Origin of the sequence: Cupriavidus gilardii (genome assembly GCF_008801915.1) — a bacterium.
Classification (GTDB): domain Bacteria; phylum Pseudomonadota; class Gammaproteobacteria; order Burkholderiales; family Burkholderiaceae; genus Cupriavidus; species Cupriavidus gilardii.
The window spans coordinates 80,981-96,377 of the sequence record NZ_VZOV01000014.1 but is presented as its reverse complement, the minus strand read 5'-3'; the positions used below and the strand labels follow the sequence as shown (position 1 = coordinate 96,377).

The following is a 15,397-nucleotide window of genomic DNA, read 5'->3' as shown; positions in this document are numbered from 1 at the left end:
CGATGACGGCGACCCGCACCGAATACGACGCCTTCGGCCCGGTCGACATCCCGGCCGACCGCTATTGGGGCGCGCAGACCCAGCGTGCCCTGGCCGTCTTCGACATTGGCAGCGAGCGCTTCCCGCCCTGTCTGATCCGCGCGTTCGGCCTGCACAAGATGGCGGCGGCCACGGCCAATCTGCAGTGCGGCGCACTGGATGCCGGCATTGCGGCCGCCATCATCGAGGCGAGCGCCGAGGTGCGGCACGGCGCCTTCGACGACCACTTTCCATTGACGGTCTGGCAGACGGGGTCCGGTACGCAGACCAATATGAATGCGAACGAGGTCATCGCCAATCGCGCGAACGAGCGGCTAGGCCAACCGTTGGGGACCAAGCGGCCCGTTCATCCGAACGATCACGTCAATCGCTCGCAATCATCGAACGACAGCTTTCCGACGGTGATGCACCTTGTTGCGGTGCTGGAATTGCAAGGCACGCTGCTACCGGCACTGACGGCACTACGAGACAGCCTGCAGGCCCGCGCCAGGGACTTCGCCGATATCCTGAAGCTGGCCCGCACGCATCTGATGGATGCCGTGCCGACGACGCTGGGCCGCAGCTTCGAAGGCTTCGCCGCGCAGATGGATCACGCGGTGGCGCGCATCGAATCGACGATGCCGCGGCTGCTGATGTTGCCGCAGGGCGGCACCGCCGCAGGGACCGGACTAAACGCGCCGGGCGGATTTGCGCAGGCATTCTGCGACGAGGCAAGCCGCCTGACGGGTCAGCCATTTCGTCCCAATCCCTGCAAGGTCGAAGGCATGGCAGCCCACGACGCCTTGCTGGAACTGTCTGGCGCGCTGAACGTGATCGCGGCATCGTTCATCAAGATCGCCAACGATCTGCGCTGGATGAGCTCGGGGCCGAACTGCGGCATCGGAGAAATCGTCATGCCGGAGGACGGGTTGACATCGTCGATCATGCCGGGCAAACGCAACCCGACGATCGCCGAGGTCATGGTGCAGGCTGGCATGCAGGTGGCCGGCAATCACGTGACCGTCACCATGGCAGCCGCCAGCGGCAATTTCGAGCTGAACGTCGCCAAGCCGGTGTTGATCCATAACGTGCTCCAGTCCATTCGACTGCTCGCAGACAGCGCGCGTACGCTGGCACAGCGGGTGATTCCGGGACTGGAGCCGAATCACGCGACCATGGCGCGACAGCTCGAGAGTCCGCTTCTGGCGGCCACCGCGCTCAATCCAGTGATCGGCTACGACCAGGCAGCACGGATCGTGCGCCACGCCATGGCAATGGGAATGTCGCCACGTCAGGCGGCGGTCGACCTGGGGGTGCTCGGCGGCGAGGAGTACGACCGGCTCGTGAACCTCGAGAAGATGGGGCGTGGAGTCGCATAGTCCTTGCCCCATGCAGCGGTGAACGGTCCCGCGCCCTTTTGGCTGGAAGGCAAGCAAGCTTTGCCGTTGACCTGCCACTCGATCCGAAGCGATCAATGACGCGGCGGATTCGGATCGTTTCCTGCCGGGTTTCGCGTCTCCTGGACCTTCTGCTCGCCTACCGGCGCATTGCTGACCGGCGAGACCAGCGAGGACGGATCTATTGCGCCAGAGCCCGTCGGCGCCGTACTTCCCTGCGCCTGCGTCGCCGGGGCTTCCGATACGCCAACCCTGCGGTCATCGTCGCCGCCGCACGCCGACACCGCAAGGGCTGCCAGCGCTGCGGCGAACGCTACGCCGGCGCAGCGGTTCATCGAATCCTGTTTCACCTTGCACCTCCTGATTCTCGGCAATCGCTGCATGGTGCGGCACGCTCGGCAGTGCGGCCCGGCCCTGCCTTCGTAGGGGCAGTCTTGTCGCAAATCGACGCGACGGAGAAGACGAAAGCTGTAACAGATCGTTACGCGTCTTCTCATTTGGAGCGCCCGAACTACCGTCTGCAATATGCGGCCCGCATGTCGATGTTCTGCCTTTGGTGATCATGCCAAGGAGGCAACAGATGGGTGCTCGAATTGCAGTGATATCGCTCGTCGGTGCGACTTTGCTGGCCGCACATCCCGCTCCGGCGCAAGCGCCTTCCACCGATGCACAGATCAACGCGATCGTGCAATCGATCCTCAACCAGATGACGCAAGCCGAGAAGCTCGACTACGTCAGCGGCACCGGCGCATGGGACGTCAAGCCGCTGCCTCGGCTGGGCGTGCCGCAGATCCGCGCGACGGACGGCGGCCTTGGCGTGCGGTTGAGCGATCCGCAAGGTGTCGCCTATCCGGCCGGCCCTGCGCTCGCATCGACATTCAGCGTCGATCGCGCCAAGCAGATGGGCGTCGGTCTCGGCCTGGACACGCGCAACCACGGGTTCCAGCAGGTGACCGGCCCTGGCCTGAACATGTATCGCACGCCTTTCGCCGGCCGTGCGTTCGAGTACCTGTCCGGCGAGGATCCCTTTCTCGGCGCGGTGCTGGGCGCCGCGCAGGTCAATGCGATCCAGTCGCAAGGCGTGTGGGCCGACGCGAAGCACTATCTCGCCAACGAGCAGGAGGTCAACCGCTTCAACCTGATGGAGACCATCAGCGAGCGCGCGCTGCGCGAAATTTACATGGTGCCGTTCGAATCGGCTGTAAAGAACGCCAATGTCGCGGTGATCATGTGCGGATTCAATGGGCTCAATGGCGCCGATCCCGTTTGCGAGAGCGAGCATGCGATTCAGCGGGTGCTGAAGAACGAATGGGGATTCAAGGGCATCGTCGAGACCGACTATGCGACGCTGAAACATGGCCAGGCCGCGGCGGTGGCGGGCGTGGATATCGAACGGCCGTCAGCGCTGCATTTCACGCCAGCGGCGCTCAGTGCGATGCTGGCGAACGGCTCGCTGACCCAAGCCCAGCTCGACGACAAGGTGCGCCGGATTCTCGGACGCGTCGTGGCCTACGGGTTTATCGGCAGCGTGCCGCCAGCGACCGGCGAATCGCATCCGCCGTTTTCCGAGCGCGCCGCGCTGGACGTGGCGCGAGAGGGCATCGTACTGCTGAAGAACAGCGGGCAACTGCTTCCATTGCAGCGCGGCTCGGTGCGCAATATCGCTGTAATTGGGCGGCTGGCCACCGACGTGCCGCCGACCGGCTTCGGCAGCGCCTATGTCAGGGCATCACGCTTCATCAGCGAGATCGACGGCTTGCGGCAGATCGCGGGCCCGGGCACGAATATCGTGCTGCTCGACGCGCTGACGCTGGACCCGGCCCGCTCCGCCTGGACGACGCCGAATGGCCAGCCGGGGGCGCAGGCGCAGTACTTCGCCAATGCCACCTGGAGCGGTGCGCCGGTGTTGTCGCGCGTGGAGCCGGTGATCAACCTCGATACGTCGGGCAATGCGCCGCCGGGAAGTGCCTATACCACGCGCTACGGCAGCGACGGCTCGGCGCCACCGTCGTCGGTACGCTGGACGACCACGATCCGGCCCACGATCACCGGGCCCCATGTGTTCAAGGCCAGGGCCGACGGCGCGGTCCGTCTCTACGTCAACGGCCAGCTGATCATGGACAACGGCGAGGGGACGCCGCTTCCCAACAACGTGATTCCGCCTACGGTGCCACTGAGCGCGCGCATGCATCTGCAGGCGGGGCAGACCTATACCGTACAGTTCGACTACTCGCGCCGCCCCGGCTATATCCCGGTGTTCGGCGGCTTCCTCGGCGCACAATTGAGCTGGGCCTCGCTGCAGGCGCCGGCGGACCTGCGCAACTACGATGCGGTGGTGGTCGCGGCCGGCAACAGCGCGGAGTACGAGGGAGAAGGATTCGATCATCCCTTCACGCTGCCGGAATTCCAGGACGAGCTGATCGCCAACCTGTCGCGCGCGAATCCGCGCACGATTGCCGTGCTGCACGGTGGCACCGGACTCGACATGCGCAACTGGATCGATCAAGTAGGCGCGGTCCTGCACGCGTGGTATCCCGGCTCGAACGGCGGGCAGGCGCTGGCCGAGATCCTGTTCGGCGACGTCAATCCTTCCGGCAAGCTGCCCATCACGATCGAGCGGAACATCGCGGACAACCCGACCTATCCGAACTACCCGCAGTTTTCGAACGATCCCAACATCCGCGCGATGACCTACACCGAGGACATCTTCGTCGGCTATCGGGGATTCGAACGCAGCAACGTGGCACCGCTGTTCCCGTTCGGGTTCGGGCTCTCCTATACGACCTTTACCTACTCGTCGCTGAGCGTGTCGCCAGGGTTTGCCGCGGGGCAGGGCCGGATCGCCGTGTCCTTCGATATCACCAATTCGGGCCAGATGGCGGGTGCCGAAGCGGCACAGGTCTACGTGAGCCAGCGCGGATCCGCGGTGCCCAGACCGGTCAAGGAGCTCAAGGGTTTCACCAAGGTCTTCCTGCAACCGGGGCAAACACAGCGCGTCACGGTGTACCTCGACCAGCGCTCGCTGTCGTACTTCGACCCGGCACGCAATGCCTGGGTGTCGGAAGCCGGCCCGGTCGATATTCTGGTTGGCGCTTCCTCGCAAGACATCCGGCTGCGCGGCCAGCTGTTCAATATCCTGCCCTCGGTGGTGACGCCGCGCGCCAGCAATCCGCTGCCGGACCCGACGCTGGTGCAATTGGGGCCGGTGCATCCTTGATGCCGGCCGGATGGTCGCCTGACGCCCGGCCGGCGGGAAGGCCGCCAGTGACGTGAATCCGAACGCAGCGCCGCGTGGCCGGTTCGGCCACGCGTGCGGGCGGCCGGCGCGAGCCTTACGGGCCGAGCGTTCGGACTGCGGAGCCGACGCCCGCCATGAACGGTGCGTCAAGGCGGTGGTCCAGGTCAGAACAGCAGGATGCCCCCCAACGCGCCGCCGCGCTGCCTCGCCGACAGCCCGTCGAACGACTTCGAGCGCGTCTCGCCGATCTCGGCGACCAACGTGATGCTCTTGGTCAGGCTGTAATACAGGCCCGCGGTGAGATTGGCGTTGGATTTGAGTCCGGTCCCTGGGTTGTCGCGATTGCGGCTCTGGCCATAGCCCAGACCGAGCTTGATTCGATCCGTTGCCTTGTACGTGCCCTGCACAAGATAAGCGGAGGTCCGCACATCGCCCTGGTCCGCATCCGACAGAATGCCCAGGCCCTTGCCGGTCTGGTAGTTCGCCAGCAGGCCAAAGCGCCCGACGTTGACCGAGCCGCCGACTTCCACTGCCGCCATGTTCAGCGAATGTCCAGCGGCGTCCTCCATGCGCTGCGACTTGCCGCCCAGCCACAGCTTGTACTGGTCGGTGCCGAAATTGACGCGGCCCTGGAACTGCGGTGTGTTCTTCGCCGTGTAGTCGGGTACGCCGATTACCGGTTGCTGATCGACGGGGCTCATCACTGCCACATCGACGGACAAGCCACTGAACGACGGGGTGGTGTAGACGAACTGGCCATAGGTGCCGACATAGGCGTAGCCCGCGCCAATATGACCGAGCGACACGCGACCACGCTGCGTGGCGCGGGTTGCGGCACCGACGCCGAGCAGCGTCATGTCGTTGATGATCGCGTTGTAGCCATACAGCCCATAGTCGCGGCCGAGCTTGACCGTGCCCATGCTGCTGTTGCCGAACGTCAGGTAGGCCTGGCGCACGTCCACCACGTTGTTCTGCGAGATGGCGTCGCCGGTCGCGGCTGCCGCCCCGATACCGATCAGCGCGGCCACATCGTATTCGTCCTGACGCGACTTCGCGCCGACCGACAGATAGCTGGGTAGCAGGCCATTGCCGATGACCGTGCTGTTGTCCTTGCCGCCGCAAGCGAGCGCGCGGCTGCCAAGCGCGAGGCCGCCGATGTTGTCGCCCGAGCACGAGTTCGTCGTATAGAAGGCATTGATGTTGCCGCCCACCGTCAGCGTCCAGTCGCCGGCCTGGAACTCCGCGGCGCCTGCATGGCTCGTGCAGGCCAGCGCGGCGAGGACGCAGGCGCGGCGGATAGATTGTTGGGGCGGTTTCGGGGTTGCGTGCTGCTTCTGCATGGATGTCTCCTCTTGTGTTGTTGATCTGATGCAGCCGGTTTGCCGGCCGGGCGCATTGCGCAAGCGGCGTGCCGGAGCAGTTGAAGAAGAGGAGCGGATCGAAGGGCTGTGGCGCGGTGAGGCACCGATGCGCACGCTTGACGCAGCGGTGTCGATCGATGCGGCAAAACGAAACAGGACGCTCGGCATGGGCGTCCCGAGGCGCCGCATTCAATGATCGGCCGATGCGCCGTACGAGGACAGTTGTTGCGGAATCGCTCAGCGATGCGCCGGCATGCGGGATCGGCCGTTCGCGATGTGCCTTGTGTCATTTCCGCTCACTGCGTGCAGCAATGCGACAGGCCGGAACAGTGATACCAATCGGCCAATCGGGTTACAGTGCTCGAATAGTCCAGCGGAGGCGGAAATGACAGTCACCCGGCGTTCTTCGGGCTTGGTGGTGGTGCGTCGGACGCGAGCGCAATGGCGCTGCCTCGTCCTGCGTGCGTACGGCAATTGGGATCTTCCGAAGGGAACGCCGGAGCCCGGCGAAGAGCCGTTGCAGACCGCACTGCGCGAGACTGCCGAAGAAACGGGTTTGTCCGCGCTGACGATGCCTTGGGGCGATGACTATCGCGAAACCGAGCCATACGCCAAAGGCAAGGTCGCACGCTTTTATATCGCCTTGTCCGACGAAGGGACGGTCAGCCTTCCGGTCAGCGCCGAGCTGGGCCGGCCGGAGCATCATGCATTCCGCTGGGTGTCGTTTGCCGCGGCACTCGAACTGCTGCCACCGCGCTTTGGGCCGATTCTTCGGTGGGCGCAGAGCGTTGTGGCGGCAAGCGCAGAGGAACACCGACCGTAACCCAATATCTGGCATGACGGCAGTTCTGCGACAGGATGTCGCACGCACGATTGGTTGACTCGGTCATTTCGGGGCCGAAATGCCATCTCGTTTTCGTACCGATCCGGTCGATCGCATCGCTGCCAGCGTAGTCCCCTTATTCCCGATCAGGCCGGTCGCGATCACCAATTCGTTTTACCTGATTGCGGTGATATCCTTTCGATCGTTTCGATATTGGTCAATTCGTCTGGAGTCGTGAGTATGAACCGCCATTCTCGATTGCCCCATTGATTCTGGCGTCTATCAGGCATCCGCCAACTTCGAGACTCGTTCGAATAGTTCGCTGCCAAACGGACCGATCTTTGGCAGCGCATGGATGCAAAAGGGAACCTATGCTTCAGGAGCAAATAGACAGCGCCCAGCAAAGAGACCAAAGCCGCCGAAGCGCGACTGCGAAAATCGCCACGATATTGGGGGCGATTTTTTCCCTCATTGCAGCAGTGGTGATTGTCGCCGGCGGGAACGACTGGCACATGAAGGAGACGACGATTCTCAACGGCTGGCTAGTACCCGGCACCCTGGCCCTGGCGTGTACCGCTGTCGCGTTCGTCATCACCAGGTGGAAGCTGGGGCCGCGTGGTTCTGCAAAGACGGTTCTGATTGCGATCTGCCTGTGGCTGCTGTGTGCGCTGTTTGCGTTCCGTTACCCGGTCTCCTTCTCGGTTTTGCATTCGAATACCCAGGAGGGTGAACGGATCGAAACAGATTATCGATTTGACCTCAGCTATCCCTCGGAGCCCATAAGGGCGATCCATTCCGATAAGGAAGGGGCTCCGGGCCTGTGGGGCAGCCGGACGGCGTATAGGCTGATGTCAATGCGCAGCGATGGCGCCAGGTGCTGGCGAAGCGAATACGGATGCCAGTACTTCGATTGCGAGGTTGCGAAAGTGTGGTGGTTCGCCGGTGCAGGGTACCGGAGAGAATGGCGAGAAGAGTGGAGTCCGGTGCCAAGGAGTCTCGACGAGAATTGCACGCCTGCTGGCCCCGCGCACATGGAGCAGTACAACGAGGAGGGCTTCCGGTTCGAGTGATCCGCCATGTCGTTGCTGCACGCGATTTTCTTCATCCTTGCCATTCTCATCTTGCCACCCCTGGGCGGCGGAGTTGTCCATCAGATCGGCAGGTTGATGGTTGCATGCTGGCGACGTGCACGAGCCCCGCGCGCAAGATCCGGTCAATACCGCCATGCGCTGGCTGCGGAACAACTGCAAGGCAACCGATTCACTGCCGTCTGGCGATGGGTGACGATCGCGGTGATCGTCGCCTTGGTGGTGGCGGTGATTGTGCTATTCCCGAAGGAATCGCAGCTGCAGCGCAACCTGACGGCACTGGTCGGCTACTCCGCTACCCGCGTCTCCGTGCGGCTGACGCATGACACGCCGGCGGATCGTGCGGCGGTGATGACGGCGCTGGAGCCGGTGCTGCGCGATGGTGGGCGAAAGTTCGTCTACCGCTCCGGCAAGCGCCGGACCGGCAGCTATTCGAATCGCGCCGTGATGCCCGCAAGATATCGGTTCGATGCCGCGACGTTGGAGATCGTCATGGGAGGAATCTTGCCCAACGATCGCCTGGCTCCGATGCACGCCGCGCTGACTGCGGTTGCGGCCCACCGGTCGCTCGATGCCCTCGAAGAGCGGTCTGCCGCAACGCTGCGGATCGGCGGGCAGATTTACTCACTGACCGTACTGCCGCGCACGGCCCGGCTCAGTGGTCTGGCGTACTTCGATCCGGAATGGGCAATGGACGAAAACGCGTGTCATCTGCGCATCCACGCCGAGATGCCGCCACAGGCTTCGGAGGCGTTCTTTTCCACGAGGGTCCACGACGGGTCTCCCGATCTCGTCAGCTTGAAGATCGGCGAAGAGCCCGGCGCGACGTTCTCGGTTATCCGCATGATCACCACGCCGACATGGATCCGACGACCACACGCGCGTTCGGTCGTTCTGGCGCTCGTTCCCGAGTCGTTCGACGCACGGTCGCAATCCTGCGCGCTCGATTTCATGTCCTTCATCGATTCGCGGCTGGTGTCCGCTGCAGCGTTGAATGCGATGCCCGGCCTGCAGGGTCGCATCGCCGCGGTACAGATCCCGCGGCATCGGATGTTCTGGCCCTGGTTCAATGGAAAGTTCGAACGATTCGACGAGGACGAGCGAGGTGTCGCTGGCGGTAAGGCATGCACGTACGAGGATCACGCACTGCTGCGAGCCGAGATCCAGTCGATCAAGGCTGGTTGCCAGAACAATCCGACGTCGGACGCCTGTGCCGCCGCGGAGGCTCGTCGCACGCAATTTGCCGCGCACCTGTCGCAGTGCTTTACGCGAATACGGGAAGACGGGGAACCCAGTCGCAATTGAAGCCGAATCGGTGCAGATAACCAATGACAGCCGATGTCGCTCCATACCTGGAACCTCCCGCACCCCGATATCGTCCAAGCCGGATTCGGATCGATATGGAAATCATCATGCGAAAAGCTTTCCTGAGTGCAATGAGTCTCGTCTTGCTGCTTGGAATGATGGCGGGATGCAGCAACACCGGCGCCCCGGGCGACCGGCAATCCGGCATCACGATGTACGGCACGGTCGACGCCGGCGTCAGTGTCACGCGGTAGGGCGCGGCTGCCTGTCCCAATCCATCTTCAACCGCACGACAGTTGGTCCAGCCATTCGCCGATGACGGCACGCGCGGCGAGCTCCAGCATCGCGCCATGCCGAGCGGCATCCGCGCGGATCGCCGCGATATCCAGCCGATGTGCCGCCAGCTCATGCGCATGGCCGATCAACCAACGCTCGATGTGCCGGTGGTCGGCCTCGAGATGAAATTGCAGGCCGAGAATGCGCGGCCCGCGCGAGAACGCCTGATTGGGAAATCCCTGTGTTTCGGCCAGGCGCGATGCGCCTTCCGGAATGGCGAATTGGTCGCCGTGCCAATGCAGTACCGGAATGGCATCAATATGCCGCAGCGGCGAGGCTCGGCCGTCCTCGGTCAGCGTCAATTCGCCGTAGCCGATTTCCACCTTGCCCGTCGGCGCCACCGTCGCGCCCAGCGCTTCGGCCATCAGTTGTGCGCCGAGACAGATGCCGAGGGTCGGCTTGTCCTGCTTGAGCCGCGCCGCGATGGCGTCCTTTTCCTCCGCAAGAAAGGGATAGCGATCCGTCTGGTACACACCGATCGGGCCGCCCAGCACCACCAACAGATCCGCCGCCGTCACCGTCGCACGGTCGATTGCGTCGACGCCGGCCTCCAGATAGCGGACCGTATAGCCGCGTTCGATCAATAGCGGTTCAATGATGCCCAGATCTTCGAAGGCGACATGGCGGATCGCCAATGCGGTGCGATTCATGCGGTTCTGCTCCATTCCATCGATCAAACAATCGGTCGCGGTATTGGGTCCCGGTATTGGGTCGCGGTACTGGCCCGCATTTCGGTCGGCAGGACCGGCGGATGGAGGCTCCGCCCGTCCTCCCGCCATGACCAAAAACGGGCTTACGCCGCGGCCCGCAACTTCACCCCCGGAAAATCCACCGGCACGGCAAATGCCACATTGACGTAATTGGTGAACAGATTCAGCGCCACGTGCGCAACGATCTCGACGATTTCCTCGTCGTTGAAGCCGGCCTCTCGAACGGCCCGCACATCGGCGTCGTTGACCTGCCCGCGCGCCTCGACGAGCTTCAACGCGAAGCGCAAGGCTGCCGCGGTTTTGGGATCGGAAGACTCGCCACCCTGCGCGGCCGACATTTCCTCGGCGCTGGCCCCCGCCTTGCGGCCCAGCGCGGTGTGGGCAGCGAGGCAGTATTCGCAGGCATTGCGGTTGGCTATCGCCACGGCGATCTGCTCGCCGAGCCGGGCAGGGATGACGCCGCCGCCGAGCGCGCCGAAGCTGCCCCACATGCTTTGCAGCGCGGCAGGAGAATTGGCCATGGCCTTGAACATGTTCGGCGTGGCACCGAACGCGCCATGGATCTGCGCCAGCAGCGCCTGGCGGTCCGCGGTGGTGTGATTGGGATCGATCAACGGGACGCGGGACATGCGGTGACTCCTTGAAGTGGATGGCTGCCGTCCGAACGGAGCGGTCGAGTGGAATGGTAGGTAGAATGCCTGGACGCAAGGTGTGGAAACGTCCATGAAACTTGTCCATTCATCCGAAATCGCCGCCCAGCCGTCCGCCGACCCGGTGGATCGTCTGACCGCGCTGCTGGACCGGTTCCGTGTCCGCACCAGGCTGTTCCATACCGGCAAGCTGTGCGGGCGATCCACCTTCGAGCCGCTGCCGGGACGCGCCTTCCTGCATGTGCTGCGCCGAGGCGAGATGGAAGTGCGTCACCGCCCCGGCGAAACCGACGTGCCGCGCTTCCACCTTGCCGAGCCGACGCTGCTGCTCTATCCCCGCCCCGTGCATCACCAGTTCATCAATCCTCCCGAGGACGGCTCGGATTTCACCTGCGCGACGCTGGACTTCGACGGTGGGGAACGCAATCCGATCGTGCAATCGCTGCCCTCGCTGGTGCGGGTGCCGCTCGATGCGGTGGAAGGGCTCGGGCCTGCACTGGACCTGCTGTTTGCGGAGGCGGATCAGGTCCGCTGCGGCTCGCGCGTGCTGGCCGATCGCTTGTTCGAGGTTGTGCTGATCCAGCTGTTGCGCTGGATCATCGATCATCCCGCGGAAGTTGGCGTGACCAGCGGGCTGATCATGGGGCTGTCCGATCCGCGCCTGGCGAAGGCGCTCGTCGCGCTGCATCGTTCGCCGTATGAGGACTGGTCGCTGGCGCGGATGGCCTCGACCGCCGGCATGTCTCGCAGCGCGTTTGCCGCGGCGTTCAAGGAGGCGACCGGTACGACCCCGGCCGCTTATCTGACCGACTGGCGGCTCAGTCTCGGCGCATCGATGATGCGCTCCGGGCGACCGGTGAACCTGATTGCCACGGAGCTCGGGTTTGCCAGCGCCTCGTCTTTCTCGAAGGCGTTCCGGCAGCGGATGGGCGTGTCGCCGCGCAAGTGGCTGGCGCAGTCCTGATTCAGCGCGCCACGGCGGCGCGGCCGCGAATGGCCGCCAGCACCAGCACGGTCGCACACGCCTCGAGGAACGCGACGAAGTACAGGCCCGACGACAGCTGGCCGGTATTGGTCTTGAACCACCCGATCATGTACGGCGCCACGAAGCCCGCCAGGTTGCCGATCGAATTGATCAGCGCGATGCCGCCTGCGGCAGCGGTGCCGGCGAGGAAGGCGGAAGGCAGGGACCAGAACACCGGGAACGCGGCCAGGATGCCAATCGATGCGAGCGTCAAGGCGACCAGGGCCAGCATCGCGCTGTGCAGCCACAGCCCCGTCAACGTCAGGCCGACCGCCGCGAGCAACGTCGCCATCGCGCAGTGCATCCGGCGTTCGCCGCTGCGGTCCGAGTGAATGCCGTTGAGAACCATGGCGATGGTGCCCGCGATAAATGGAATCGCCGATACCAGACCGATCTGCAGATTGCCCTGTACGCCCAGTTCCTTGATGATCGACGGCGACCAGAACGCAATGGTGGCGTTGCCGCTGACCACGCAGAAGTAGATCGCGGCGCAGATCCAGACGCGGGAATTGGCGAACGCGGCCCGCAGCGTCGAATGCTTGGCGGGATCGCGATTCTCCGCCTCGATCGTCCGGGTCACCAGCTGCTTTTCGGTGTCGGACAGCCAACGGGCGTTCGCCGGCTTTTCCGGCAGGTACATCATCACCGCGATGCCGGCGAGCACCGAAGGAATGCCTTCGAGCACGAACAGCCATTGCCAGTTGGCGAGTCCATCGACCCCATCCATCGTCGTCATGATGAAGCCGGCCAGCGGGCCGCCGATCACGCCCGCGATGGCGAACGACGTCATGAACAGGCCATTGATGCGCGCGCGCCGTGCGGCGGGGAACCAGTACGTCAGGTACAGCACGACGCCAGGGAAGAAGCCAGCCTCGAACACGCCCAGCAGGAAGCGCAGCGCGTAGAACTGCATCGGCGTCGTGACGAAGATCATCGCCATCGACGCCAGCCCCCACAGGATCGTGATGCGCGCCAGCGTCTTGCGCGCGCCGATCTTCTCGAGCAACAGGTTGCTCGGCACCTCGAACAGGAAATACCCGAGGAAGAAGATGCCGGCGCCGAAGCCGTACACCGCTTCGCTGAACTGCAGGTCCTGCAGCATCTGCAGCTTGGCGAAGCCGACGTTGACGCGGTCGATCCACGCGAGGATGAACAGGAAGACCAGGAAGGGAATCAGGCGGATGGCGATCTTGCGATACGCCACTTCGCATTGGCGCGCGACCTCGGTTGGCGGCGCGTTTTCCAGGGCGCCAGCGGCGCCGCTCATCGCGGAAGACATGGGTGTTGCTCCTAGGGTGTGGTGGGCGGGGCCGCGCTGCATTGGCGCAGCCCTCGGAGGGTCGCTGTGCTGGGGGAACGCCAGCTGTGGCGGCGCGATCTTCTCTGTGCCGTACGGCTCGGCCCGATGACGGGTAGCGTTAGCGCAGCAGCGGCTCGATGGAACCGGCAACCTGCAGCACGCGCGCGTCGCTGCCATGCAGCCCGCAAACGCTCAGGCCAATACCCGGCGCGGCCGGCAATGACACCGCGCAGCCGTCCAGGAAATTGATCACGCTGGGATTGCGCAGCACCAGCGCATTGGTCGCGAAGAAGTCCTCGTCCCGCTCGAGTGCATCGAGCCTCGGCGCCGCCACTGCGACCGTTGGCATCAGCCAGGCATCGGCATCGCGCAGCCGCTCGGCGACGCATTGCTGCATCGCGCGGCGCTCGGCCAGCAGCGTGATGTAGTCCGCGGCGCTCTGTTGCGCGCCGCGCCGGATGCGCTGTGCCACCCGCTGGTCGTAGCGTTCGCCATCGCGCGTCAGCCAGTCGCGATGCAGGGCCCAGGCCTCGGCCGCGGTCAGGCCGCCTCCGGCGTTGATCTCCGGCAAGCGGCGCAGTTCGGGGAAATCGAACGGCACGATGCGCGCGCCTTGCGCCGACAGCCGCGACAGCATGTCTTCGAATGCCTGCGCGACGTCGGCATCGACGCCATCGCAGACGAAATCGCGCGTCACGTAGAGGCGCAGCCCGGCCAGCGACGCCGGACGCGCGTCCAGCGTCTCGCCGCTCAGCACGGCATCCATCGCGGCGCAACAGGCAACCGATCGCCCCAGCGGGCCCGCGGAATCCAGCGACGTCGACAGCGGGACGGCGCCGTCGAGGGGCACGCGGCGCGCGGTCGGCTTGAAGCCGGTCAGGCCGCAGAAGGCCGACGGAATGCGGATCGACCCGCCGGTATCGGTGCCGAGCGCGGCCACCGCCATGCCTTCGGCCACGCTGACTGCGCCACCGGAGGTCGAGCCCCCGGCGATCCGCTCGGCATCGAACGGGGAGCGCGGCGTGCCGTAGTGCGGGTTCAGGCCAAGTCCCGAGAACGCGAACTCGCTCATGTTCGTGCGCCCGATCAGCACCGCACCGGCCGCCCGCAGGCGCGCCACCGCCGGCGAATCGGCGGCCGCCGGCGCATTGCCGTCGAGCACGCGCGAGCCGGCGCGGGTCACCTGCCCGCGCACGTCGAACAGGTCCTTGATCGACACCGGCAGCCCGGCGAGCGGGGAGGCCACCAGACCGGCGGCGCGGGCCTGGTCGGCGGCGCGGGCAGCGGCCAGCGCACCGGCTTCGTCCACCTCGACAAACGCCGCGCCGCCGGCGCTACGATGGCTGCCGATGCGCGCCAGCGCCTGCTCGGTCAACGCGACACTGGTGGTCTGTCCAGCGGCCAATTGGGCGGCCAGCGCGGCAATGGTCGGCTCGCTCATTCCGCCACCGCCAGCGTTTGGACGCGATAAGCGTGGCGCAGCGTGCGGTTGCGCACCGGGTCATGCAGCTCGACCTCGAAGGCCTCGCCGTGGCCCAGCTCGCCGATCACGGCCTGGGTGCCGCAGAACATCGCCGTGCCGGGCGGCAACGACGACTCGCCGGTCAGCCGCTGGATCAGTTCGCGCGGATCGAGCAGGCGCGTGACCTTGCCCTCCTGGTACAGCGCGCGCTCGCCGTCGCGCACACGCCAGCAGCGCATCTCGAGACTGTCCCAGTGGTCGGCCACGTCCTCGAAACGCCAGACCTGCGTGCCGACCGGTTTGTCGCACATCTGCTTGGACACCGTCACGTCGTAGGCTTCAACCTTGCGGTCGGTGTGGTCCGAGCCGACGCCGACGTACAGTCCGTCGTTCGACTGCAGCAGCACGACTTCGATTTCGCCGGACGAGTCGTCGCGCGGCACTTCGATGACCTCCGCCGTGGTCAGCAGCGACGCAGCCAGCGGATAGAAGGTCGGCACGCTGGCGGGCGGCTTGACGCCGATGGCCTGCAGCTCTTCGATATGGTGCTGGACGGCGGCCAGATCGCGGCCCGTCCATCCGGCAATGATCAAACGTTGAATGTCGAGGGCGAGTTCGCCCCCGCCGGCGACTTGGAAATGCAGTGTCGGCATTGCGTACTACCTTGATTGGGGAAAAGAGGGTG

At 65.0% G+C, this 15,397-nt stretch carries 14 protein-coding genes; 7 read left to right on the top strand and 7 right to left on the bottom strand.

Features of this window, described 5'->3' with window-relative positions; all coding sequences use genetic code 11:
- The first annotated feature begins 2 nt into the window (after window positions 1–2).
- Window positions 3–1,397 (top strand): class II fumarate hydratase, encoded by a 1,395-nt coding sequence (locus tag F7Q96_RS17145; RefSeq protein ID WP_053824385.1) that lies wholly within the window; start codon window positions 3–5, stop codon window positions 1,395–1,397.
- A gap of 92 nt (window positions 1,398–1,489) precedes the next feature.
- Here the strand turns inward: F7Q96_RS17145 and F7Q96_RS17140 are convergent, their stop codons facing one another.
- A complete protein-coding gene (locus tag F7Q96_RS17140) occupies window positions 1,490–1,765 on the bottom strand; it encodes a hypothetical protein (protein WP_144425993.1) in 276 nt (91 codons plus the stop codon).
- A 230-nt stretch (window positions 1,766–1,995) separates the two neighbouring features.
- Between F7Q96_RS17140 and F7Q96_RS17135 the strand changes: the two genes are divergently transcribed.
- Complete coding sequence (locus F7Q96_RS17135; protein WP_082371818.1) at window positions 1,996–4,632, top strand: beta-glucosidase; 2,637 nt, start codon at window positions 1,996–1,998, stop codon at window positions 4,630–4,632.
- 185 nt (window positions 4,633–4,817) lie between these two features.
- Here the strand turns inward: F7Q96_RS17135 and F7Q96_RS17130 are convergent, their stop codons facing one another.
- A complete protein-coding gene (locus F7Q96_RS17130) occupies window positions 4,818–6,182 on the bottom strand; it encodes a porin (RefSeq protein WP_226994983.1) in 1,365 nt (454 codons plus the stop codon).
- Window positions 6,183–6,399: 217 nt separating this feature from the next.
- Here F7Q96_RS17130 and F7Q96_RS17125 point away from each other — a divergent pair, with 217 nt between their 5' ends.
- The 4 genes from F7Q96_RS17125 to F7Q96_RS26835 all read left to right on the top strand — a co-directional run bounded on the left by F7Q96_RS17125 (window position 6,400) and on the right by F7Q96_RS26835 (window position 9,484).
- Window positions 6,400–6,837, top strand: coding sequence for an NUDIX domain-containing protein (locus F7Q96_RS17125; protein WP_053824382.1), 438 nt, complete (start codon window positions 6,400–6,402; stop codon window positions 6,835–6,837).
- Window positions 6,838–7,208: 371 nt separating this feature from the next.
- A complete protein-coding gene (locus F7Q96_RS17120) occupies window positions 7,209–7,907 on the top strand; it encodes a hypothetical protein (protein WP_151023009.1) in 699 nt (232 codons plus the stop codon).
- 6 nt (window positions 7,908–7,913) lie between these two features.
- Entirely contained in the window at window positions 7,914–9,230 is a 1,317-nt protein-coding gene (locus F7Q96_RS17115; protein WP_144425992.1) for a hypothetical protein, read from the top strand.
- Window positions 9,231–9,325: 95 nt separating this feature from the next.
- Window positions 9,326–9,484, top strand: coding sequence for a hypothetical protein (locus F7Q96_RS26835; RefSeq protein WP_158507308.1), 159 nt, complete (start codon window positions 9,326–9,328; stop codon window positions 9,482–9,484).
- 27 nt (window positions 9,485–9,511) lie between these two features.
- Here F7Q96_RS26835 and F7Q96_RS17110 read toward each other — a convergent pair whose 3' ends face one another.
- Both F7Q96_RS17110 and F7Q96_RS17105 read right to left on the bottom strand, forming a co-directional pair.
- The gene (locus tag F7Q96_RS17110) at window positions 9,512–10,216 is read right to left on the bottom strand and encodes a glutamine amidotransferase (protein WP_053824712.1); all 705 of its coding nucleotides are present in this window, start codon (window positions 10,214–10,216) and stop codon (window positions 9,512–9,514) included.
- 143 nt (window positions 10,217–10,359) lie between these two features.
- A complete protein-coding gene (locus F7Q96_RS17105) occupies window positions 10,360–10,905 on the bottom strand; it encodes a carboxymuconolactone decarboxylase family protein (RefSeq protein WP_053824380.1) in 546 nt (181 codons plus the stop codon).
- A gap of 145 nt (window positions 10,906–11,050) precedes the next feature.
- Between F7Q96_RS17105 and F7Q96_RS17100 the strand changes: the two genes are divergently transcribed.
- Complete coding sequence (locus tag F7Q96_RS17100; protein WP_053824711.1) at window positions 11,051–11,890, top strand: AraC family transcriptional regulator; 840 nt, start codon at window positions 11,051–11,053, stop codon at window positions 11,888–11,890.
- A 1-nt stretch (window position 11,891) separates the two neighbouring features.
- Here the strand turns inward: F7Q96_RS17100 and F7Q96_RS17095 are convergent, their stop codons facing one another.
- The 3 genes from F7Q96_RS17095 to F7Q96_RS17085 form a co-directional block, all read right to left on the bottom strand.
- Window positions 11,892–13,229 (bottom strand): MFS transporter, encoded by a 1,338-nt coding sequence (locus F7Q96_RS17095; protein ID WP_053824379.1) that lies wholly within the window; start codon window positions 13,227–13,229, stop codon window positions 11,892–11,894.
- A gap of 139 nt (window positions 13,230–13,368) precedes the next feature.
- Window positions 13,369–14,691 carry an amidase gene (locus F7Q96_RS17090; RefSeq protein WP_053824378.1) on the bottom strand — a complete coding sequence of 441 codons (1,323 nt, stop codon included), beginning with the start codon at window positions 14,689–14,691 and terminating at the stop codon, window positions 13,369–13,371.
- Window positions 14,688–15,365 (bottom strand): DUF2848 domain-containing protein, encoded by a 678-nt coding sequence (locus tag F7Q96_RS17085; protein ID WP_053824377.1) that lies wholly within the window; start codon window positions 15,363–15,365, stop codon window positions 14,688–14,690. The genes F7Q96_RS17090 and F7Q96_RS17085 overlap by 4 nt, the downstream gene beginning before the upstream one ends.
- Window positions 15,366–15,397: the final 32 nt, after the last annotated feature.

Excerpts from the sequence above, each read along its gene's own strand:
- F7Q96_RS26835 (WP_158507308.1), top strand. The coding sequence starts at position 9,326 with ATGGAAATCATCATGCGAAAAGCTTTCCTGAGTGCAATGAGTCTCGTC.
- F7Q96_RS17145 (WP_053824385.1), top strand. The coding sequence starts at position 3 with ATGACGGCGACCCGCACCGAATACGACGCCTTCGGCCCGGTCGACATC.
- F7Q96_RS17135 (WP_082371818.1), top strand. The coding sequence starts at position 1,996 with ATGGGTGCTCGAATTGCAGTGATATCGCTCGTCGGTGCGACTTTGCTG.
- F7Q96_RS17105 (WP_053824380.1), bottom strand. The coding sequence starts at position 10,905 with ATGTCCCGCGTCCCGTTGATCGATCCCAATCACACCACCGCGGACCGC.
- F7Q96_RS17095 (WP_053824379.1), bottom strand. The coding sequence starts at position 13,229 with ATGTCTTCCGCGATGAGCGGCGCCGCTGGCGCCCTGGAAAACGCGCCG.
- F7Q96_RS17090 (WP_053824378.1), bottom strand. The coding sequence starts at position 14,691 with ATGAGCGAGCCGACCATTGCCGCGCTGGCCGCCCAATTGGCCGCTGGA.
- F7Q96_RS17110 (WP_053824712.1), bottom strand. The coding sequence starts at position 10,216 with ATGAATCGCACCGCATTGGCGATCCGCCATGTCGCCTTCGAAGATCTG.
- F7Q96_RS17125 (WP_053824382.1), top strand. The coding sequence starts at position 6,400 with ATGACAGTCACCCGGCGTTCTTCGGGCTTGGTGGTGGTGCGTCGGACG.
- F7Q96_RS17085 (WP_053824377.1), bottom strand. The coding sequence starts at position 15,365 with ATGCCGACACTGCATTTCCAAGTCGCCGGCGGGGGCGAACTCGCCCTC.
- F7Q96_RS17130 (WP_226994983.1), bottom strand. The coding sequence starts at position 6,182 with ATGCCGAGCGTCCTGTTTCGTTTTGCCGCATCGATCGACACCGCTGCG.
- F7Q96_RS17115 (WP_144425992.1), top strand. The coding sequence starts at position 7,914 with ATGTCGTTGCTGCACGCGATTTTCTTCATCCTTGCCATTCTCATCTTG.
- F7Q96_RS17120 (WP_151023009.1), top strand. The coding sequence starts at position 7,209 with ATGCTTCAGGAGCAAATAGACAGCGCCCAGCAAAGAGACCAAAGCCGC.